This window comes from Actinomycetospora sp. C-140 (genome assembly GCF_054796175.1).
In genome coordinates, this window is sequence record NZ_JBTWNF010000022.1 from 15,915 (window position 1) to 36,265 (window position 20,351).

Consider the following 20,351-nt stretch of genomic DNA (forward strand, 5'->3'; position numbering starts at 1 on the left):
CACGACGTGGTGCAGACACTGGTGCTCTCCGGGGCCCGGTCGCGGACCGAGCGCGAGCTCGTCCGCCGCTGGGCCGAGGAGACCTACGGCGACGACCTGGTCCAGGTCGTGCCCGACGGCGGGCGCGAGCTCGCCGGGGCCCTCGACGGGTCCGGGGCGGAGACGACCGTGGTGCCGGTGCGGGTCGTGTGGCCGCCCGAGGAACGTGAGTCGTCGGCGGCCCCGGCGTGGGGCGACCTGCTCTCCCTGACCCCGCGGCGCCGCGGGCTGCGGCACACCTACGCCCGCGTGCGCGGGTGGTCCGAGGAGAAGGCGCGGGTCGTCGCCGGTGACGCGGCGACGGTCGCCCAGCTGCGCAGCGAGGGCGACCGCGAGCTCGGCGAGCCGGACGGCGAGGGCTTCGTCGCGTTCGTGCGCCGTCGCGCCACGCTCGCGTGCGACCGCGCCGAGCGCAGGGTCACCGGCGACCGCTACAAGGTCCCGCGGCTGATGGCCGAGCAGATCGTCGCCTCGGCCGCGGTGCGCCGGCGGGCCGAGGCCCTGGCGGAGGACCTCGGCCTGTCGGTCGACGAGGTCCTCGAGCGCACGTCGGGCTGCCTGACCGAGATGGCGGCCGTGCAGAGCCCGCCGGCGATCGAGGCGTTCCGCACGGTGATGAGCCCGCTGCACCGCAAGGCCTGGGACGTGGACGTCGACACCACGAGCCTGGAGAGCCTGCGCGAGCAGGGGCGCACCCGGCCGCTGGTGTTCCTGCCCTCGCACCGCAGCTACGCCGACCCGCTGGTGCTCGCCGAGGTGCTGCACGCCCACGACTTCCCGCGCAACCACGTGCTCGGGGGCAACAACCTCGCGTTCTGGCCGCTGGGCACGCTGGGGCGCCGTGCGGGCATCGTGTTCATCCGCCGCAGCTTCGGTGACGACGCGGTCTACAAGTTCGCGGTGCGCGAGTACTTCGGGCACCTGCTCGACAAGCGCTTCAACCTCGAGTGGTACATCGAGGGCGGCCGCACCCGCACCGGGAAGCTGCGCCCGCCGAAGTACGGGCTGCTGCGCTACCTCGTCGACGCCGCCGACCAGCTCCCCGAGGGCTCGCCCGGCGCCGACCCGCTGCTGGTGCCCGTGTCGATCCACTACGACCAGCTCCACGAGGTGGGTGCGCTGGCCGCGGAGCAGGGCGGCGCCGGGAAGAAGGCCGAGGGCCTGGGCTGGCTCGCGGGCTACATGCGCGACCAGCAGCGCCGCATCGGCGCCGCCCGCATCCGCTTCGGCGAACCGCTGGCCCTGCGCGACGCCCTGGCCGAGGCCGGGGAGGGCCGCTCGCAGCTCGAGAAGGTCGCCTTCCGGATCTGCGTCGGCATCAACCGGGCCACGCCCGTGACGCCGACCTCGGTCGTCACGTTCGCGCTGCTCGGCGCGGGCGGGCGCGCGCTGACGTTCGAGCAGGTCCGGGCCGTCGTGGAGCCGGTCCGCCGGCTCCTGGAGCGACACCCCGCGATCGGGGACCTGTCCTCCGACGAGAGCCTCGACGAGACGCTCGGGCGGCTCGTGTCGGTGGGCGTCGTCGAACGGTTCGACGGCGGGCCGCAGACCGTCTGGTCGATCGGCTCCGACCGCCACCACGTCGCCGCGTTCTACCGCAACGGCGTCCTGCACCACCTGCTGACCCGCGCCGTGCTCGAGATGGGGCTCCTCGCCGCCGTCGAGTCCGCCGACGCGCGCGGGAGCGAGCTGCCCCAGGAGGAGATCCTCGAGGTGTGCTGGGAGGCCGCGCTGCAGCTGCGCGACCTGCTCAAGTTCGAGTTCTTCTTCCCCCGCAAGCGCGAGTACCGCGACGAGCTGCTGGGCGAGCTGCGGCGGCTGGCGCCGGACTGGACCGACGCGCCCGCCTCGCCGCACGGGGCCGCGGCTCTGCTCGGCCGGGCCGAGCTGCTCGTCGCGCCGCGGACCCTGCTCCCGTTCGTCGAGGCCCAGTGGGTGGCGGCGACCGTCCTCGCCGACCAGGAGGGCGCCGTCGACGACCGCGACGCCTTCCTCGACGCCTGCACCGGGCTCGGGCAGCAGTGGTGGCGCCAGCAGCTGCTGCACGGCGCCGACGTCGTGTCGCGCGAACTGTTCTCCTCGGCGCTGCGGGCGGCGGACAATCGCGGGCTCCTCGGTGCGGACGCCGGCCCGGGGTCGCGGGCCGCGTGGCGCGACGAGGTCGCCGCCGTCCGCGACCGCCTGCGCCGCGCCGGGGACCGGGAGCACGATCTGCGGGAGGAGGCCCTCGGTGCCGGCGGACAGCAGTGAGCTCGCGGCCCGGCGGGCGGCGATCCGGGCCGCGCCCGGGGACAGCGTCGTCGTGGTCGACGAGACGGCCCTGCTCGCGGCCTCGGCGGTCGCGGCGCACGCGGGGGAGGCCCTGCGCGCCGGGCGCACCGCCTGGCGCGCGCTGCCCGGCGACGTGGCGCTGATCGCGAGCGGCGGGGACGACGAGGACGCGGTCCGGCGGCTCGTGGCGAGCTGGGCGGGCCACGGGGAGGACGCCGTCGCGCGCCGGGCGCGCGCCGTGCTGCGCGACGACCTCGGCGCGGCCGTGCGCCCTGAGATGTGGGCGCTGGTCGCCGAGCACCGCCGCGCCGGCCACCACGTCGTGCTCTGCGGCCACGCCCCGCGGCCCGTGCTCGCCCCGCTGGCCGAGGACCTCGGGGCGGACGAGCTGGTCGCCACCGAGGTCGTCGTGCGCGACCGGGTGCTCTCCGGCGAGGTCGAGGGCCCGGTGCTGCTCGACGACGCGGGGAAGGAGAAGGCGCAGGCGGTCGCCGCGGCGCTCGCCGGGCGTCCGCCGGCGTTCGTCTACGCCGGCGGCGGGGCGGAGGCGCTGCTGACCGGCGGGGAGCACCCGATGCTCGTGGGCCCGGCACCCGACGACCTCGACGTCCCGGTGCTGCCCGTCGAGCCCCGCGGCGGCACGCTGGCGACGCCGGGCGACGTGCTGCGCACCGCCGGCTTCTACGGCGCCTTCCTCGGGGCCGCGGGCACCGCGGCCGCCGTGGGCCTCGCCCGCGGGTCGCGGCGCCACATGGTCGACCTGGCCTGCTCGGTGACCGGCGACCTGGGCCTCGCCCTGGCCGGGATCGACGTCGAGGTCACCGGCGCGGAGCACCTCTGGTCCGCGCGGCCCTGCGTGTTCGTCTTCAACCACCAGTCGAAGATCGACGTCGCGCTGCTGATGAAGCTCCTGCGTGGCGGGTTCACCGGCGTGGCCAAGGCGGAGGCGGCGTCGATCCCGCTCTGGGGCGCGATGTTCAGCCTGGCCGGGGTGGCGTTCGTCGACCGCGGCAACACCGCGCAGGCGAAGGAGGCCCTCGAGCCCGCGGTGCGCAAGCTGCGCGACGAGGGCTGGTCGCTGGCCATCGCCCCCGAGGGCACCCGCTCGCCCACGCCACGGCTGGGGCGCTTCAAGAAGGGCGCCTTCCACATCGCGATGCAGGCCGGCGTCCCGATGGTGCCGATCGTGATCCACGACGCCGGCGAGGTCATGTGGCGCGGGCACCAGACGCTGCGCGGCGGCACCGTGCACGTCGACGTGCTGCCGCCCGTGGACACGTCCCGGTGGACCGTCGCCACGATGAACGACCACGTCGCGGACGTCCGCGCCCGGTTCGTCGAGACCCTGGAGGGCGCCCCGTGAGTCTCGACCCCACGCCGCCGCGCAGCGACGACGGCCGCCTGCTCTGGTCCCGCTCGGAGGAGCTGACGGGGTTCGAGGCGCTGATGTGGCGGGTCGAGGCCGACCCGCGGATGCGCTCGACCGTCGTCATCGTCGAGATCCTCGACCTCGAGCCCGACTGGGACCGCTTCCTCGCGGCCACCGACTGGGCGTCCCGGGTGGTCCCGCGGTTCCGCGAGCGGATCGTGACGCCGTTCCTCGGGGCCGGGACGCCGCACTGGGCGCTCGACCCCGACTTCGACCTGCACTACCACGTGCGGCACCTCCGGCTGCCCGACGGCGAGGACCGGGCGGGCCTGCTCACCCTCGCCGAGCAGATCGCGATGACGCCGCTCGACCCGTCCCGCCCGCTGTGGGAGGCGACGCTCGTCGGCGGGCTGCCCGACGGCGGCGCCGCGCTGGTGTTCAAGTTGTCGCACGTCCTCTCCGACGGGATGGGACTCGCGCAGCTGCTGGCCGGGCTGCACTCGCGCTCCCGCGAGCCGATGACGGACAAGCCCCAGCCCCCGCCGCCGTCGGGGCCGCCCGCGACGCTGGGCCACGAGGTGGTGCGCCAGGTCCGCAGCGACCTCGGGCTCGTCGGCGGCGCCGTGCGCGGCGTGGTCGGCGCCGCGGCGTCGCTGGTCCGGCCCGATCGTGCCGTCCGCGACGCCGTCGCGTACGTCGTCTCGGCGCGCCGGGTGCTCTCGCCGCCGCCGGCGCCGCCCCTGCCCGCGCTGGAGCTCCGCAGCCCGTCCTGGCGCTTCCGCACGATCGACGTCCCGTTCGCCGACCTGCGTGCCGCCGGGAAGTCGGTCGGCGGGTCGGTGAACGACGCGTACGTCGCCGGTCTGCTCGGGGCGTTCCGCCGGTACTCGCAGCGCCGGGGGGACCCGCTGCCGCCGGACCGGCTCATGCCGGTGACGCTGCCGGTGTCGATCCGCCGCGAGGAGCACGAGCCCGGCGGCAACCACTTCGCCCCGGCCCGGCTGTCGGCGCCGGTCGGGATCGTCGACCCGGCCGCCCGCGTGGTCGACGTCCGGCGGCGGATGAAGATCGCGCTCGGTGAGCCGGCGCTGGAGAGCGTCGAGATCGTCAGCGCCTGGCTCGCCCGGCTGCCCGGGGCGGTCGTCGCCGGGTTCGGGGGCGGCGCGACACGGAGCAACGACCTGCAGGCCAGCAACATCCCGGGGCTGCGGGACGACGCGTTCCTCGCCGGCGCGCAGATCGTGCGCTCCTACCCGTTCGCGCCGCTGCCCGGCTGCGCGGCGATGATCGCGATGGTGACCCACGGCGAGACGTGCTGTGTCGCCGCGAACCTCGACGCCGCGTCCTTCACCGACCTGCCGGGCTTCGAGCAGGACCTCGCCGACGGCTTCGCCGAGGTGCTGGCCCTGGCCCCGGGCACGACCCGCACCGAGGAGAGGACGTCATGATCGGCACCGAGACGGACCTGGAGATCGACGGCACCCGCGGGCGCGTCTACGTGCGCCGGCGCGACCCCGACGGTCCGCCCCGGCACATCGTGGTCCTCGCCCACGGCTACGGCGAGCACTCCGGGCGCTACGCGCACGTCCTCGACCGCCTCGCCCGCGACGGGGGCGTCGTCTACGCGCCGGACCACCTGGGCCACGGGCGCTCCGCGGGCGAGCGGGTGGTCGTGGACGACGTCGAGGACATGGTCACCGACGTCGACCGGGTCCGGCGGCTCGCGCTGGACGAGCACCCCGGCCTGCCGGTCGTGCTGCTCGGGCACTCGATGGGCGGGCTGCTCGCGACGCGCTACGCCCAGCGGTTCCCCGACGTCCTCACGGGGCTCGTGCTCACCGGCCCCGTCAGCGGCGGCAGCCCCGGGATCTTCGGGCTCCTCGAGTACGACCCGATCCCCGAGGTCCCGATCGACCCCGCGGTGCTCTCCCGCGACCCCGCGGTCGGCGAGGCCTACGCGGCCGACCCGCTCGTCTGGCACGGCCCGTTCCGGCGCCCGACCCTCGAGGCGTTCGTCGCCTCGGTGCAGGCGATCGCCGACGGCCCGGGCTTCGGCGACCTGCCGGTGCTCTGGGTGCACGGCGAGGACGACCAGCTCGTCCCGCTCGACTCCACCCGGCCGGTGATGGAGAAGCTCGGCGGCAGCGACGTCACCACCCGCATCGAGCCCGGCGCGCGGCACGAGGTCCTCAACGAGACGACCAACGACGCCATCCTCGACGACATCTCCGCGTTCATCGCCCGGGTCGCCTGAGGTTTGTCAGCGAAGTGCCGTCACAGACACTCAGCGTCCGTATCGGTACTTCGATCACTCGCGTCAGACCGGCGCGGGCTCGCCCTCCCCGGTGAGCACGCGCCGCACCAGGTGCATCGCGAGCACGACCGAGCGCTCGCGGACGTCGCCGCGCTCACCCGGGAGCACCGGGTCGCGGGCGAGGGTGCGCCCGTCGCTGGTGCGCACGCAGAAGCACACGTAACCGACGGGCTTGGCCTCGGTGCCCCCGCCCGGTCCGGCGACGCCGGTGATCGCCACCGCGATCGTCGCGCCGAAGCGCGCGAGCGCCCCGTCGGCCATGGCCTCGGCGACCTCCGGGGAGACGGCGCCGTGGGTCTCGATGAGTCCGGGCGGCACGCCGAGCACGTCGGCCTTGGCGTCGTTGGAGTACGAGACGACGCCGCCGGCGACGTGCGCCGAGGCGCCGGCCGGCGCGGTCAGCCGGCCGGCGAGCAGCCCGCCGGTGCACGACTCCGCCGTCGCCACGACCTGGCCGTCGAGCAGGTCGAACAGCAGCTCGTCGATCGTCTGCCCGGTGCGCGAGAACACGGCCTTCCCGTGCCTGCGGTCGATCTCGGCCACCACGGCGTCGCGCGCGGTCGCCGCGGCGGCCGACGCCGGGGCGTGGCGGAGGTCGACCTCGAGGGTGAAGTCCCGCAGGCAGGTGGTGATCTCGAGCGGCGCGAGATCGACCTCGGCGCCGACGTCGCGCAGCGTCGCGGCGATCTCCGACTCGGGCACCCCGAACAGGCGCAGGTGGGTCTCGGCGTACGGCGCGGTGCGGGCGAGGACCGCGCGGACCGGCTCCGTGGCCAGCGCGTCCTCCCACATCGCCCGGACCTCGCGCGGCGGGCCGGGCAGCACCAGCACCGTCGGGCCGCCGCGCTCGGGGTGCGGCGGCACGGCGAGCCCGGGTGCGGTGCCGGCGGGGTGGATGGGCGTCGCGCCGCGCGGCACCATCGCCTGCTTGCGGTTGGCGGCGGCCAGGGCGTCGGCGTCCCAGCGCAGCCGGTCGGCGAACTTCGCGATGATGTCGCCGACGACCTTCTCCATGGGCTCGTCGAGCTCGAGCGGGCGGTCGGTCTCCGCGGCGACGACCTCGGCGGTCAGGTCGTCGGCCGTGGGTCCGAGCCCGCCGGTGGTGACGACGAGGTCGATGCCGTCGCCGGCGAGGAACCGCAGCGCCGCGGCCATGTCCTCGCCGCGGTCGCCGACCAGCACCAGGTGCGACACCTCGACGCCCAGCTCGCCCAGGCGCTCGGCGACCCAGGGGCCGTTGCGATCGGTGATGCGCCCGGTCAGCAGCTCGCTGCCGGTCGCGACGATCCCCGCCCGGACCCCGTCGACGGCACTGCCCGCGTCGGCCACCTCTGCACCCCTGTCCCGAGTCCGTTCCCGTCATCCCACCAGAACCCGCGGTTCCCGGCCGGGCGACCGGTGCGGAGATCCGGCTAGCCCGGTCGGAACACGGACGGGGTGGGTCACCCGTCGCATCTGCACCGGTCGGTCATCGTTGGGGAGAGCGCAAGGTGCATGATGGGCCGGAGGAGTGAATTAATCGCCGGTCGCCTGAGCACGATTTGTTGCACAGGGTGAACGGAGCGACGATATGTGCTCGGAACGACAGCAGTGGACGCACGGCGGCTGTCGGCCGACCATCGTCGGGGCGAGCAGGGAAGGGTGGGATGCCGTGACGACCGCTCGTGTCGCGTCGGCCGCTGCTCACCCAGCCACCTCCACTCCCTCCACCCCGGGGCCGTCCACCACCGGCGTCATCGTCCTGTCGGTGCTGCTCGTCCTGGTGCTCGCGACCGCGGTCGCGGTCCTGCTCGTCCAGCGGGTCCGCCGTCGCCGGCACGACGCCGAGGCCGCCGACCTGGCCGAACGCCTGCGCCGCGACGCCCACCACGACCCGTTGACGGGCCTGCTCAACCGCGAGGGCTTCCTGCACGCCGCGTTCGCCTCCCGCGGGGGCGGCGCCGCCGGCGCGGTCGCGGTGGTGGACCTCGTCCTGCTCGGCCAGGTCAACGACACCCTCGGGCACGCGCGCGGCGAGGTCTTCGTCCGCCTCGCCTCCGAGCGCCTGGTCAGCGTCCGTCTCCCGTCCCTCGACGAGCAGGGCGCGGTGGTGGCCCGGCTCGAGGGCGACACGTTCGCCGTGCTCCTGCCGCACGTCGACGGACACGACGCCCACGTCGCGGCGGAGGCGTTGCGCGAGCGCCTCCTCGCGCCCTACCTCGTCGAGGGCGTCCGGTTCGAGCCGCCGGTGGCCATCGGCGTCGCCGCCGACGGACCCTGGCTCGCGGACGTCCCGGCCGGGCCCGACCGCATCGCCGCGCTGCTGCGTCGCGCCGACGTCGCGCTCGCCGCGACGCGGGACGGCGCGGAGCCGGTGCGCTGCTACGAGCCGAGCATGGGCGAGCGGGCGGCCCGGCGGCTGCGCCTCATCCGCGGCTTCTCGGCGGCCGTGGCCCGCCGCGACGTCCGGGTCGACTTCCAGCCCGTGGTCTCGCTGGGGGAGCGCACCGTCGTCGGGGTCGAGGCGCTCGCGCGGTGGGACCACCCCGAGCTCGGCCTGCTGCTGCCCGACGAGTTCGTCCCGGTGCTGGAGGCCACCGGCCAGATCGCGGAGCTGACGTCGTTCGTGCTCGACGAGTCGCTGGCCGCGGCCCGGCGCTGGCTCGACCGCGGGATGCGGCTGTCGGTGGCGGTCAACGTCTCGGTGGGCAACCTCGGCACCACCGACGCCGTCACCGGTGCCGGCTTCGCCGACGAGGTCGCGGGCCTGCTCGCGCGCCACCGCGTGCCGCCGGAGCTGCTCACCCTCGAGCTCACCGAGTCCGGGGTGTCCTCCGAGCGCGACGTGGCGCTGCCGGTGCTGCGCAGGCTCAACGCGCTGGGCTGCCACCTCGCGGTCGACGACTTCGGCACCGGGCAGTCGTCGCTGGCCCACCTGCGCCGGCTGCCCGTCGACCAGGTCAAGATCGACAAGAGCTTCGTGCTGGGCATGGGCACCGAGTACGGCGACGTCGCCGTGGTCCGGGCGATCGTCGAGATGGGCCACACGCTGGGGCTCACGGTCGTCGCCGAGGGCGTCGAGCAGGCGGCGGTCCGGGTGGCGCTCGCGGAGATGGGCTGCGACGTCGCCCAGGGCTATCTCGTCTCCCGCCCGCTGCCCGCGCGGTGCTTCGACACCTGGCTCGACTCCCTCGACGTGCGGCCCGACGAGCACGGCACCGTGCCGGGACCCCGCACGCTGATCGCGTGAGCTGAGGCGGTAGTCTGGAGCGCGCCCCCCGGGGCAGGCCCCTTTAGCTCAGTCGGCAGAGCGTCTCCATGGTAAGGAGAAGGTCTACGGTTCGATTCCGTAAAGGGGCTCTCGGTGAGCAGCCGGCGGACCTGGGTTCGCCGGCTTCGTCGTGCGACGGAGAGCTCATCGCGGCGGTGTAGCTCAGTCGGTAGAGCAAACGGCTCATAATCGTTGTGTCGCCGGTTCAAGTCCGGCCACCGCTACCAGCCCGGCCCCGCGGGCCCGTCCCGCGGCTGCAGCATCGACAGTGAGAGGAACCTCCGTGGCCACCACCGACATCCGCCCGAAGATCACGCTGGCCTGCGAGGAGTGCAAGAACCGCAACTACATCACGCGGAAGAACCGGCGGAACGACCCCGATCGCCTGACGATCAAGAAGTTCTGCCCGCACTGCGGCACCCACCGCGGTCACCGCGAGACCCGCTGACGCGTGCCGCTCGACGCCTCGTTCGTGGGCCGGACCTGGCCCGCGGAGACCTACGAGGTCTCGCTGGAGAAGATCCGGGAGTTCGCCACGGCGATCGGCGCCGACGACCCCGTGCACCACGACCGTGAGGCCGCGCGGGCCGCGGGCCACACCGACGTCGTCGCCCCGACGACGTTCCCGGTGGTCTTCACCTGGCCCGCGACCCGGCGCGTCGTCGACGACCCGGCGCTGGGCCTCGACTTCACCCGCGTCGTGCACCGCGAGCAGTCCATCGAGCTGACCCGCCCGCTGTACGCCGGCGACGTCGTCACCTCGGTGGTGGCCGTCGACGACATCCGCGACCTGGCGGGCAACGACGTCATCACCTTCCGCTGCGACGTCACCGACGCCGACGGCGGCGACGTCCTGACCACGCGGGCCGTCCTCGTCGGCCGCGCGGAGCCCGACGCGTGAGCGCCCTGTCCGACGCCGCGGCCGGCGACCAGCTGGAGTCGCGCACGGCGACGATCACCCGCGCCGACCTCGTCGCCTACGCCGGCGCCTCGGGCGACCTCAACCCGATCCACTGGAACGAGCGCGTCGCCGTCGACGTCGGCCTGCCCGGCGTCATCGCGCACGGGATGCTGACGATGTCGCTGGCCGCGCGCTACGTCGCCGACCTCGCGGGCGACCCCGCCGCCGTCGTCTCCTTCTCGACGCGCTTCACGCGCCCCGTGGTCGTCCCTGACGACGACACCGGCGCGACCGTCGAGCTCGGCGCCAAGGTCACCGAGATCGCCGACGACGGTGCCCGCACGGTGAGCATCACGGCCACCCACGAGGGCAAGGGTGTCCTCGGCAAGGCCGTCGCCGTCGTCCGCCCGCGCTCCTAGCTCCCCCCGGCGCGGCGCTCGCTCGCCCGCCTGCCCGGTGCAGCGAACGGGTATTTCGCTGCTTCTATGCGCCGGAACTCCGCGTTCGCAGCGGACGGCACCGCGATCCGCCGTTCGCGAACGGGGACTTTGCGCGCCTAGAAGCAGCGAACAGCGCGTTCGCTGCGAAACACCGGCGACCCCCAGCGGGCGTCAGGCCGCGGCGGGGACGCCGAGGGTGCCGAGGACCGCGCGGGCCAGGGCCTGCGCGCCCAGGGCGTTCGGGTGCACCGGGGCCGCGGGGGCCGTGGGCACGAGCCCCTCGATCCAGCGCTGGCCCGGCACCGCGCAGACGTCGTGCCCGACGGTCGGCGTCGCGGTGTCGACATAGGTCGCGTTCCCGTCCGACGAGGCGTCCGCGATGGTGTCGTTCAGATGGCCGAGCACGCCGCGCAGGTACGCGACGTCGCCGGCGGTGTAGGGCACGAGCGGGTAGCAGCCGGGGCCCTCGGCGGGCAGCACCGACGGGTAGCCGACGAGCAGCACGCGGGCGTCGGGGGCGCGGTCGTGGACCTCGTCGAGGACGTCGTCGAGACGGTCGCCGAGCGTGTTGATGCGCGCCTCGATCTCGTCGTGGCTGCCCACCGTGTAGCGGTCCTTGCAGGGGGTGCCGAACGGCGTCGGGCTCACGCAGTTCTGGACGATCTCGGAGAACCCGATGTCGTTGCCGCCGATGCCCACCGTCACGAGCTGGGTGCCGGTGCCGAGGGCGTCGTACTGCGGCGGGTTCGCGCCGCCCTGCACCGTCTGCGGCGCCGCGAAGTCCTTGGTCTGCGCGCCGCTGCAGCTGACGTCGGTGAGCTGGGCGCCGGTGCGCTCGGCGACGAGGTGCGGGTAGTTGTTGTTCGACCGCAGGCAGCCCGGTGGCGGACCGGCGGGGGCGCCGGTCAGCGGCGAGGCCGTGTAGGAGTCACCGAGCGCGACGTAGGTCTGCCCGGCGGACGCCGGGGCGCCCATCGCCACGGGCGCGACGACGAGCCCGAGGACCCCGACGGCGACGGCGACGAGCACGCGCAGGACGACCGGGCGAGGGCCCACCGGCACTCCTCCAAGGACACGGGGGCCCCGGCGGGACCGTCGGGCGGGATGATCGCGCGGCTCAGCGGGCTTCGGCCAGCAGCTCGCCCATCCGCGTGACGCCCGCGCGCAGGTCGTCGTCGCCGAGGGCGTAGGAGAGACGGAAGTAGCCCGGGGTGCCGAAGGCCTCGCCCGGCACGACCGCCACCTCGGCGTGCTCGAGCACCAGGGCGGCGAGGTCGACGCTGGTCTGCGGGCGCTCGCCGCGCAGCTCCTTGCCGAGCAGGCCGGCCACCGAGGGGTAGGCGTAGAAGGCGCCGCGGGGCGTGGGGCAGGTGACGCCCGGGATCCCGGAGAGCAGCTCGACGATGAGGCGGCGGCGGCGGTCGAACGCCGTGCGCATCTCCGCGACGGCGTCGAGCGGGCCCGTGACGGCCGCGAGCGCCGCGCGCTGGGCGACGTTGCAGACGTTCGAGGTCAGGTGCGACTGCATGTTGATGCCGGCCGCGACGACGTCCGCCGGTCCGATCATCCAGCCGACGCGCCAGCCGGTCATCGCGAAGGTCTTGGCGACGCCGTTGAGCACGACGCAGCGGTCGGCGATCTCGGGCACGGCGACGGGCATGGACACGTGCTCGGCGCCGTCGTAGACGAGGTGCTCGTAGATCTCGTCGGCGATCACCCAGACGCCGTGCTCCGCGGCCCAGCGCCCGACGGCCTCGACGAGCTCGCGGGGCGCCACCGCGCCGGTGGGGTTCGACGGCGAGCACCACAGCAGCGCCTTCGTGCGCGGGGTGCGCGCGGCCTCCAGGGCCTCGACGGTCGGCAGGAAGTCGGTCGACTCGTCGGTGTCGATCTGGACGGGGTCGCCACCGGCCATGCGCACGGCCTCGGGGTAGGTCGTCCAGTACGGCGCGGGCAGCAGGACCTCGTCGCCCGGGTCGATCAGCGTCGCGAACGCCTCGAACACGGCCTGCTTGCCGCCGTTGGTGACGAGCACCTGGCGGGCCTCGACCTGCCACCCCGAGTCGCGGGCGGTCTTCGCCGCGATCGCGTCGCGCAGCTCGGGCAGGCCGGCGGCGGGGGAGTAGCGGTGGTTCTTGGGGTCCGAGCAGGCCGCGATCGCCGCGTCGACCACCGGCTGGGGTGTGGGGAAGTCCGGCTCGCCGGCGCCGAACCCGATGACCGGTCGGCCGGCGGCCTTGAGGGCCTTCGCCTTCGCGTCCACGGCCAGCGTCGCCGACTCCGCGATGCCGCCGACCCGGGCCGAGATGCGGCGGTCGGTGGCGGCGGGCTGGAGGGAGACCGAGGTGGACGACGACGTCATGAGAAGGGATTCTGGCAGACCCCCTGCCGCGCCCGGCCTGCCCGGGGAGGTCTCCCGGCGCCGACGCGCCCCGGCGCCGTCGGCCTGCGGTGCTTGACGTAGCATGGTTCTCCAGGACGCTTCGTCCGTCGCTCCCGCGCGCTCGTCGCCGTGGGGAAGCGCCGCCGATCCGTCCGGGGCGTGCCTCCGGGGACGCCACAGGGGCGTAGCTCAATTGGCAGAGCAGCGGTCTCCAAAACCGCAGGTTGCAGGTTCAAGTCCTGTCGCCCCTGCATCGATGGCGAGGAAGGCCCCGCGGGGCGACGAGGACGGTGAGGACGGCGTAGTGAGCGAGGACAGCAGCCGGCGTCGGCGCGCGAGCGACGACGACGACGCGCGTCCGGTCACCGCCGCGGGACGTCGTCGGCGCGCGGGGGCGGACAGCGCGGGCGACGGGTCGGCCGACGGGTCCGGCGACACCGCGCGGCGCACCGGCGGCAAGGGGACGGCCACCCCGACGCGCGACCGCCCCCAGGCGACGTCGGAGGGGTCGGTGTTCGCCCGCCTCCGCCGGTTCCTGCGCGAGGTGGTGGCCGAGCTCCGCAAGGTGCACTGGCCGACCCGGCGGCAGATCGTGGTCTACACGGCCGTCGTCCTCGTGTTCGTGTCGTTCATGGTGGCCCTCGTGGCGGGTCTCGACTGGGTGTTCGCCAAAGCCGTGTTCGCCCTCTTCGGCTGACCGTTCCGCCGAGCGGCCGGCCGGGCACCGCGCCGCGGTGCCCGCCGTGCAAAGGAAGTGAGACAGAAGTGACCTCCGCAGGATCCGGCGCAGAGCCCGACGACGGCACGACCCCCGACGGCGGCGAGCCCGAGCTCGTCGGCGAGTCGCGCACGCGTGGCGTCATGGTGCGCGAGGGCAGTGGCACGTACGGGGACCTCAGCACCGAGGAGAACCCCGCCACGCTCGACGACGGCGAGGTCGCCCGGGCCGCGCAGGAGGCCCGCGAGGCCGGCGAGGGCGAGGACGTCGACGAGGCGCACGACCCCGAGGCCGACCTGGCCGCCGCCCGGGCCGCGCTCGGCGGCGACGAGGACGACAGCGACCTCCCCGAGGAGTCCGCGGGCACCGGCGACGTCGCCGCCCGGGAGGACACCGAGGACGACCTGCAGGTCGAGGAGGAGCCCGTCGCCGAGGTCGCCGAGGCCGCGGAGGCCGAGGACGAGGAGGAGGTCGACCCGGCCCAGGCCCTCAAGGACTCGCTGCGGCTCGCCCCGGGCGACTGGTACGTCGTGCACTCCTACGCGGGCTACGAGAACAAGGTGAAGGCCAACCTCGAGACCCGTGTCCAGACCCTGGACGTCGAGGACTTCATCTTCCAGGTCGAGGTGCCCACCGAGGAGGTCACCGAGATCAAGAACGGGCAGCGCAAGCAGGTCCAGCGCAAGGTGCTGCCCGGCTACATCCTCGTGCGGATGGACCTCAACGACGCCTCGTGGAGCGCGGTGCGCAACACCCCGGGCGTCACCGGCTTCGTCGGCGCGACGTCGCGCCCGTCGCCGCTGACCCTCGACGAGGTCGTCAAGTTCCTCCTCCCGCGCCAGGAGACGCCGAAGAAGGCGAAGGGCGCGGAGAAGGCCGGCACCGAGTCGTTCGGCAGCAAGCCCGCGGTCGAGGTCGACTTCGAGGTCGGAGAGTCCGTCACCGTCATGGACGGCCCGTTCGCGACGCTCCCGGCCAGCATCTCCGAGGTCAACGTCGACGCCCAGAAGCTCAAGGTGCTCGTCTCGATCTTCGGCCGGGAGACCCCGGTCGAGCTGGGCTTCAACCAGGTCTCCAAGATCTGAGCCGGCCCGCCCCTGACGTCGGCGCCAGCTCCGCTGAGCTCCGTGTCGCCACCATCCCGACAACGAGGAAGTCATGCCCCCGAAGAAGCGGCGGCTCTCCGCCATCGTCAAGCTGCAGATCAGCGCCGGCGCGGCGACGCCGGCACCGCCGGTCGGCCCGGCCCTGGGTCAGCACGGCGTCAACATCATGGAGTTCTGCAAGGCCTACAACGCGGCCACCGAGGCGCAGCGTGGTCAGGTCGTGCCGGTGGAGATCTCGGTCTACGAGGACCGGTCCTTCACCTTCGAGCTCAAGACCCCGCCGGCGGCCAAGCTGCTGCTCGCGGCGGCCGGCGTGAAGTCCGGCTCCGCGACGCCGCACAGCAAGAAGGTCGGCTCGGTCACGCAGGAGCAGGTCCGCGAGATCGCGCAGACCAAGATGGCGGACCTCAACGCCAACGACCTCGACCAGGCGTCGAAGATCATCGCCGGCACCGCCCGGTCGATGGGTCTGACGGTCGCCGAGTGACCCCCGTCGGCCGGTGACCGCCGGCCGGCGACCCGTGGGAGGGCCGCGCAGCCCTGACCACACCTGATCCACGAAGGAACAGATCATGAAGCGCAGCAAGGCCTACCTGAAGGCTGCCGAGAAGGTGGACTTCGACAAGCTCTACAGCCCGCTCGACGCGGCCACCCTGGCCAAGGAGACGTCGACGACGTCCATGGACGCGACCGTCGAGGTCGCCATGCGCCTGGGCGTCGACCCGCGCAAGGCCGACCAGATGGTCCGCGGCACCGTGAACCTGCCGCACGGCACCGGCAAGACCGCCCGCGTCATCGTGTTCGCCACCGGCGACACGGCCGCGGCCGCCGAGTCGGCCGGCGCCGACGTCGTGGGCTCCGACGACCTCATCGAGCGGATCCAGGGCGGCTGGCTCGAGTTCGACGCCGCCGTCGCGGCGCCCGACCAGATGGCCAAGGTCGGCCGGGTCGCCCGCATCCTCGGGCCGCGCGGGCTCATGCCGAACCCGAAGACCGGCACCGTCACCCCGGACGTCGCCCGCGCCGTCGGCGACATCAAGGGCGGCAAGGTGAACTTCCGCGTCGACAAGCAGGCCAACCTCCACCTGATCATCGGGAAGGCCAGCTTCGACACCGAGAAGCTCGTCGAGAACTACGGCGCCGCGCTGGACGAGATCCTGCGCGCCAAGCCGGCCGCCGCGAAGGGCCGGTACATCAAGAAGATCACCGTCACCACGACGATGGGTCCCGGCATCCCCGTCGACCCGAACCGCACGCGCAACCTCCTCGCCGCCGAGGCGTGAGGCCGGTGGTGGCGCCCTGCTGCACAGGGCGCCACCGCCGCCGCGTAGACTGAACCGCAGATCGAACCCCGATCCACCCGAGACCGCTGGTCTCCGCCCGGGCCCGCCCGGTCGGACGAAGTGCCCCACGACGGGGCGGCCCGCGCAGGAGGACGAGGGTCGCGACGCCGTCCGGGCCTCCTGCCCGTGCTCGTCCCGACGCCCCGTGCGCCCTGCGCACGGGGCGTTTCGTCGTTCCGGGCCTCCCGCGGTCGCCCGAGGACAGAAAGGAGGCGCGCATGGCTGCTGAGACCAGAGCTCCGGCTGCCGACAAGGTGGCCGCGGTCGCCGAGATCGCCGCGGAGTTCCGCGACGCGTCGGCCATGGTCGTCACCGAGTACCGCGGCCTGTCGATGAAGCAGATCTCGAAGCTGCGTCGTTCGCTGGGCTCGGACGTCACCTACACCGTCGCCAAGAACACCCTGGTCAAGCGGGCTGCCGCCGAGGCCGGGGTCGAGGGTCTCGACGACCTGCTGGTCGGCCCGACGGCCATCGCGTTCGTCGCCGGTGAGCCCGTGGACGCCGCCAAGGCGCTCCGCGAGTTCCAGCGCGAGAACCGGTCCCTGGTCGTCAAGGGCGGCTACATGGAGGGCCGCGCGCTCTCCGCCACCGAGGTCGAGAAGCTCGCCGACCTCGAGTCCCGCGAGGTGCTGCTCGGCAAGCTCGCCGGTGCGATGAAGGGCAACCTCACGAAGGCCGCCCAGCTGTTCAACGCCCCGGCCTCGCAGGTCGCCCGCCTCGCGGCGGCCCTGCAGGACAAGCGCGCGGCCGAGGGCAGCGCGAGCACCGAGGACGCGGTCGCCGCGGTCGAGTCCGCGGACGCCGAAGCCGACGCCTGAGTCCGGCTCCCCCCACACCACCATCATCGAAGAAGGAGCGCCCACCATGGCGAAGCTGTCCACCGACGAGCTGCTCGACGCCTTCAAGGACATGACCCTCATCGAGCTCTCGGAGTTCGTGAAGAAGTTCGAGGAGGTCTTCGAGGTCACCGCGGCCGCCCCGGTCGCGGCCGCCGCCCCGGCCGCCGCCGGCGGCGGTGCCGCCGCCCCGGCCGAGGAGGAGAAGGACGAGTTCAACGTCGTCCTCGACGCCGCGGGCGACAAGAAGATCCAGGTCATCAAGGTCGTCCGCGAGGTCGTCTCGGGCCTGGGCCTCAAGGAGGCCAAGGAGCTCGTCGAGAGCGCCCCGAAGCCGATCCTCGAGGGCGTCAACAAGGAGGCCGCCGACGCGGCCAAGGCGAAGCTCGAGGAGGCCGGCGCCTCGATCAGCCTGACCTGATCGGGCGCGCTCTCCAGCGCGACACCGCACGACGGGGCGGGGACCTGAGGGTCCCCGCCCCGTCGTCGTCTGCGGGACCTGTGACACGTTCGAGGTGCGCCCGCCCGGGTGTCGCCCCGTCCGGCGAGCCGGCGTGGTGCGGCGGTCGTCTGCGAGACGAGCGGCAGCCCGGTGCCCGCCGATCGCGTGAAACGCGCCGCCCGTCGCCACCCGCCTGGCCCAGTCACCGGTAGTGACCGGCCCACTGCGACCCGGCCGTTGCCCAAGTTTCCGGCCGAGTAACCTCCGACCTCACTCCGTCGTTGCAGACGTGACGCCCCTCTCGTGGGGTGCCGGCTCCATGGCGTCGGTAACAGCAGGGCGTGCATGCGTCGACACCACGACTCTCCGGGAGGACTGCATGGCCGGCGTCGAGGTCGGGATCAAGAATCTGTCGAAGTCGTTCGGCAGCTCCAACATCTGGTCCGACGTCACGCTGACCCTTCCCGCCGGGGAGGTGAGCGTGCTGCTGGGCCCGTCGGGCACGGGCAAGTCGGTGCTCCTGAAGTCGATCATCGGTCTGCTCAAGCCCGAGAAGGGCTCGATCTTCATCCACGACACCGACCTCGTGCGGTGCTCGGAGTCGAAGCTGTACGACATCCGCAAACTGTTCGGCGTGCTGTTCCAGGACGGCGCGCTGTTCGGCTCGATGAATCTCTTCGACAACATCGCTTTCCCGCTGCGTGAGCACACCCGCAAGGGCGAGAAGGAGATCTCGGACATCGTCATGGAGAAGCTCGACATGGTCGGGCTCTCCGGTGCGGAGGACAAGCTTCCCGGCGAGATCTCGGGCGGCATGAAGAAGCGCGCCGGGCTGGCCCGCGCGCTGGTGCTCGACCCCGAGATCATCCTGGTCGACGAGCCCGACTCCGGGCTGGACCCGGTGCGCACCGCGTACCTCAACCAGCTCATCGTCGACCTCAACACCCAGCTCGACGCGACGATCCTCATCGTCACCCACCACCTGGGCACCGCCCGGTCGCTGCCGGACAACATCGGGATGCTGTTCCGTCGCAACCTCGTGATGTTCGGCCCGCGCGAGGTGCTGCTGACCTCCGAGGAGCCTGTGGTCCAGCAGTTCCTGCAGGGCCGGCGCATCGGCCCGATCGGGATGTCCGAGGAGAAGGACTCGGCTCAGATGGAGGCCGAGATGGAGGAGCTGAAGAAGAAGGGCGGCTCGGCCGACGCCGAGGAGTCCTTCATCGACCCCCAGCTCGACCCGTCGGAAGGCCTGCCCGAGCGCAAGGCGGTGCAGCGCCGCAAGGACCGCGTCATGCAGGTCCTGCACACCCTGCCGCCGAAGGCGCAGACCGCCATCCTCGAGTCGCTGACCGAGGGGGACATGGAGCGGTACGGGATCTCGCGCGACCAGGACCGCACCGAGCTCATCGAGATCACCTACAACAACCCGCCGGAGGACGCCGATCCGTTCGGGTACCAGGCGATGCAGGAAGCCGAGGACAACTCGATGGTCGAGGAGTCCCCGGCGGGCGAGGGCGAGGGCGAGGGCGAGCAGGCCGGCTCGGGTGACCCGGACGCCGATGCCGAGGCCCGCAAGGCCCCGGCGGCTCCGCCGGAGTCCGACGAGCCCCTCGTCGGAGTCCCGGCCGACGAGGACGCCGGCGGCACCGTGGTGCTCCCGCAGGCCGGGGAGCACACCAAGAGCGACGACGAGCAGTCCGACGAGGCCGGTAACCCGCCCGAGGACCAGCAGCAGTCGGGCCAGGGCGACCAGCAGGACGACCAGCAGGACGCCTCCGACGACGCGCGGACCGAGCAGATCGCGGTGCCCCAGCAGGCCCAACAGTCGCAGGAGTCCCAGCCGCCGGGCGACGACGCCCAGACCGGCCGGCACCACTGGCGCGACCAGCCCGCGAACGACCAGGGCGCCCAGACGGACCTCAGCGCGCAGTCCGACCAGGGCGCCCAGGGCGGCCAGGCCGGCGGGATCGTGCCGATGGAGCGCCGCGACGGGCGCGAGGGCGGCCAGGACGGCCCGCACGGCGACCAGGGCGCCGGCGCCCCGTCCGGCGGCGAGCCCGCCCCGCAACAGCAGGACGACGGCCTCGTCGGCGGCCTGCGGCGCATGTTCCGCCGGGGAGACTCGTGAGCAACCGCATCGCGACGGGCAACTTCCCGGGTGCCGGGGCGCTGTCCGCCACCGGGAAGCTGTTCGCGCTCGGCCTCGACGTCGTCGTCGGCATCTTCCAGCGGCCGTTCCAGACGCGCGAGTTCATCGAGCAGTGCTGGTTCATCTCGCGGGTTTGCATCCTCCCCTCGGCGCTGGTGTCGATCTCCTTCGGATCGGTCATCTCGCTCCAGCTCGGGTCGCTGATCCGCCAGTTCGGGGCGCAGTCGTTCTCGGGCGCGGCGAGCACCCTGGCGGTCATCCAGCAGGCGGCGCCGGTCATCTGCGCGCTCCTGGTCGCCGGGGCCGGCGGCTCCGCGATCTGCGCCGACCTCGGCGCCCGCACCATCCGCGAGGAGATCGACGCGATGGAGGTGCTCGGGGTCAACCCGATCCAGCGCCTGGTCGTGCCCCGGGTCCTCGCCGCCATCCTCGTGTCGTCGCTGCTCTTCGGGCTGGTCTGCCTGGTGGGTGTGGCCGGCGGCTACTACTTCAACGTCGTGCTGCAGGGCGTCACCCCGGGCGCCTACGTGCAGGGCTTCTCGGCGCTGTCGAAGACCGGCGACCTCATCGTCGGCTTCATCAAGGCAGCGCTCTTCGGCCTCGCCGCGGGTGTCGTCGCCGCCTACCGGGGGCTCAACCCCGCCGGCGGACCGAAGGGTGTGGGCGACGCGGTCAACCAGGCCGTCGTCATCACCTTCATCCTGCTGTTCGCGATCAACGTGATCGTGACGGCCGTGTACCTGAACCTCGTGCCCCCGTCCAAGTTCTGATCTCCACGACCCAGCTCTGA

General features: G+C 73.6%; 18 protein-coding genes, 3 tRNA genes and 1 pseudogene. 19 read left to right on the forward strand and 3 right to left on the reverse strand.

Going from position 1 to position 20,351, the window contains the following annotated elements; all coding sequences use genetic code 11:
* Positions 1-6: 6 nt before the first annotated feature.
* From ACR9E3_RS27970 to ACR9E3_RS27985, 4 genes are read left to right on the forward strand one after another with little or no spacing between them, the layout of a single operon-like run.
* A complete protein-coding gene (locus tag ACR9E3_RS27970; RefSeq protein WP_460384130.1) occupies positions 7-2,289 on the forward strand; it encodes a glycerol-3-phosphate 1-O-acyltransferase in 2,283 nt (760 codons plus the stop codon).
* Entirely contained in the window at positions 2,270-3,673 is a 1,404-nt protein-coding gene (locus ACR9E3_RS27975) for a 1-acylglycerol-3-phosphate O-acyltransferase (protein ID WP_460384131.1), read from the forward strand. Before ACR9E3_RS27970 ends, ACR9E3_RS27975 begins: the two co-directional genes overlap by 20 nt.
* Positions 3,670-5,127: a wax ester/triacylglycerol synthase domain-containing protein gene (locus tag ACR9E3_RS27980; RefSeq protein ID WP_460384132.1), complete on the forward strand. Its 1,458-nt coding sequence runs from the start codon at positions 3,670-3,672 to the stop codon at positions 5,125-5,127. The genes ACR9E3_RS27975 and ACR9E3_RS27980 overlap by 4 nt, the downstream gene beginning before the upstream one ends.
* On the forward strand, positions 5,124-5,933 hold the full coding sequence (locus tag ACR9E3_RS27985) for an alpha/beta fold hydrolase (RefSeq protein WP_460384133.1): 810 nt from the start codon (positions 5,124-5,126) through the stop codon (positions 5,931-5,933). The genes ACR9E3_RS27980 and ACR9E3_RS27985 overlap by 4 nt, the downstream gene beginning before the upstream one ends.
* A 63-nt stretch (positions 5,934-5,996) precedes the next feature.
* Here the strand turns inward: ACR9E3_RS27985 and ACR9E3_RS27990 are convergent, their stop codons facing one another.
* Positions 5,997-7,322, reverse strand: coding sequence for a competence/damage-inducible protein A (locus ACR9E3_RS27990; RefSeq protein ID WP_460384134.1), 1,326 nt, complete (start codon positions 7,320-7,322; stop codon positions 5,997-5,999).
* 418 nt (positions 7,323-7,740) lie between these two features.
* Here ACR9E3_RS27990 and ACR9E3_RS27995 point away from each other — a divergent pair, with 418 nt between their 5' ends.
* From ACR9E3_RS27995 to ACR9E3_RS28020, 6 genes are all read left to right on the forward strand, one after another.
* The gene (locus tag ACR9E3_RS27995) at positions 7,741-9,222 is read left to right on the forward strand and encodes a putative bifunctional diguanylate cyclase/phosphodiesterase (protein ID WP_460384135.1); all 1,482 of its coding nucleotides are present in this window, start codon (positions 7,741-7,743) and stop codon (positions 9,220-9,222) included.
* Between the two features lie 37 nt (positions 9,223-9,259).
* Positions 9,260-9,332: transfer RNA gene (locus ACR9E3_RS28000), tRNA-Thr, on the forward strand.
* Between the two features lie 62 nt (positions 9,333-9,394).
* Positions 9,395-9,470 (forward strand) — tRNA-Met (locus ACR9E3_RS28005).
* 56 nt (positions 9,471-9,526) lie between these two features.
* Complete coding sequence (gene rpmG, locus ACR9E3_RS28010) at positions 9,527-9,691, forward strand: 50S ribosomal protein L33 (protein ID WP_116708438.1); 165 nt, start codon at positions 9,527-9,529, stop codon at positions 9,689-9,691.
* Between the two features lie 3 nt (positions 9,692-9,694).
* Positions 9,695-10,144 carry an FAS1-like dehydratase domain-containing protein gene (locus ACR9E3_RS28015; RefSeq protein ID WP_460384136.1) on the forward strand — a complete coding sequence of 150 codons (450 nt, stop codon included), beginning with the start codon at positions 9,695-9,697 and terminating at the stop codon, positions 10,142-10,144.
* Entirely contained in the window at positions 10,141-10,563 is a 423-nt protein-coding gene (locus ACR9E3_RS28020) for a MaoC/PaaZ C-terminal domain-containing protein (RefSeq protein WP_460384137.1), read from the forward strand. The genes ACR9E3_RS28015 and ACR9E3_RS28020 overlap by 4 nt, the downstream gene beginning before the upstream one ends.
* Before the next feature lie 192 nt (positions 10,564-10,755).
* Here ACR9E3_RS28020 and ACR9E3_RS28025 read toward each other — a convergent pair whose 3' ends face one another.
* Positions 10,756-11,640, reverse strand: coding sequence for an SGNH/GDSL hydrolase family protein (locus ACR9E3_RS28025; RefSeq protein WP_460384138.1), 885 nt, complete (start codon positions 11,638-11,640; stop codon positions 10,756-10,758).
* 61 nt (positions 11,641-11,701) lie between these two features.
* Entirely contained in the window at positions 11,702-12,946 is a 1,245-nt protein-coding gene (locus ACR9E3_RS28030; protein ID WP_460384139.1) for a pyridoxal phosphate-dependent aminotransferase, read from the reverse strand.
* Positions 12,947-13,145: 199 nt separating this feature from the next.
* Between ACR9E3_RS28030 and ACR9E3_RS28035 the strand changes: the two genes are divergently transcribed.
* From ACR9E3_RS28035 to ACR9E3_RS28075, 9 genes and pseudogenes are all read left to right on the forward strand, one after another.
* Positions 13,146-13,218, forward strand: a tRNA-Trp gene (locus ACR9E3_RS28035).
* A gap of 53 nt (positions 13,219-13,271) precedes the next feature.
* On the forward strand, positions 13,272-13,664 hold the full coding sequence (gene secE, locus ACR9E3_RS28040; RefSeq protein WP_460384140.1) for a preprotein translocase subunit SecE: 393 nt from the start codon (positions 13,272-13,274) through the stop codon (positions 13,662-13,664).
* Positions 13,665-13,828: 164 nt separating this feature from the next.
* The gene (gene nusG / locus ACR9E3_RS28045; protein ID WP_460384210.1) at positions 13,829-14,770 is read left to right on the forward strand and encodes a transcription termination/antitermination protein NusG; all 942 of its coding nucleotides are present in this window, start codon (positions 13,829-13,831) and stop codon (positions 14,768-14,770) included.
* Positions 14,771-14,843: 73 nt separating this feature from the next.
* Positions 14,844-15,278: a 50S ribosomal protein L11 gene (gene rplK / locus ACR9E3_RS28050; protein ID WP_285648723.1), complete on the forward strand. Its 435-nt coding sequence runs from the start codon at positions 14,844-14,846 to the stop codon at positions 15,276-15,278.
* A gap of 82 nt (positions 15,279-15,360) precedes the next feature.
* Positions 15,361-16,074: a 50S ribosomal protein L1 gene (gene rplA / locus ACR9E3_RS28055; protein WP_460384211.1), complete on the forward strand. Its 714-nt coding sequence runs from the start codon at positions 15,361-15,363 to the stop codon at positions 16,072-16,074.
* A 278-nt stretch (positions 16,075-16,352) separates the two neighbouring features.
* Complete coding sequence (rplJ, locus tag ACR9E3_RS28060) at positions 16,353-16,952, forward strand: 50S ribosomal protein L10 (RefSeq protein WP_460384141.1); 600 nt, start codon at positions 16,353-16,355, stop codon at positions 16,950-16,952.
* A gap of 46 nt (positions 16,953-16,998) precedes the next feature.
* Positions 16,999-17,391 (forward strand): 50S ribosomal protein L7/L12, encoded by a 393-nt coding sequence (gene rplL, locus ACR9E3_RS28065; RefSeq protein ID WP_285648720.1) that lies wholly within the window; start codon positions 16,999-17,001, stop codon positions 17,389-17,391.
* 400 nt (positions 17,392-17,791) lie between these two features.
* Positions 17,792-18,790 (forward strand): annotated as a pseudogene (locus tag ACR9E3_RS28070) (ABC transporter ATP-binding protein); the annotation flags it as partial.
* Positions 18,791-19,536: 746 nt separating this feature from the next.
* Positions 19,537-20,331 (forward strand): MlaE family ABC transporter permease, encoded by a 795-nt coding sequence (locus tag ACR9E3_RS28075; protein WP_285648719.1) that lies wholly within the window; start codon positions 19,537-19,539, stop codon positions 20,329-20,331.
* The last annotated feature ends 20 nt before the right edge of the window (positions 20,332-20,351 follow it).

Coding starts and splice junctions, on each gene's coding strand:
- nusG (WP_460384210.1), top strand. CDS start 13,829: ATGGTGCGCGAGGGCAGTGGCACGTACGGGGACCTCAGCACCGAGGAG.
- rplL (WP_285648720.1), top strand. CDS start 16,999: ATGGCGAAGCTGTCCACCGACGAGCTGCTCGACGCCTTCAAGGACATG.
- ACR9E3_RS28030 (WP_460384139.1), bottom strand. CDS start 12,946: ATGACGTCGTCGTCCACCTCGGTCTCCCTCCAGCCCGCCGCCACCGAC.
- rplJ (WP_460384141.1), top strand. CDS start 16,353: ATGGCTGCTGAGACCAGAGCTCCGGCTGCCGACAAGGTGGCCGCGGTC.
- rplK (WP_285648723.1), top strand. CDS start 14,844: ATGCCCCCGAAGAAGCGGCGGCTCTCCGCCATCGTCAAGCTGCAGATC.
- ACR9E3_RS27985 (WP_460384133.1), top strand. CDS start 5,124: ATGATCGGCACCGAGACGGACCTGGAGATCGACGGCACCCGCGGGCGC.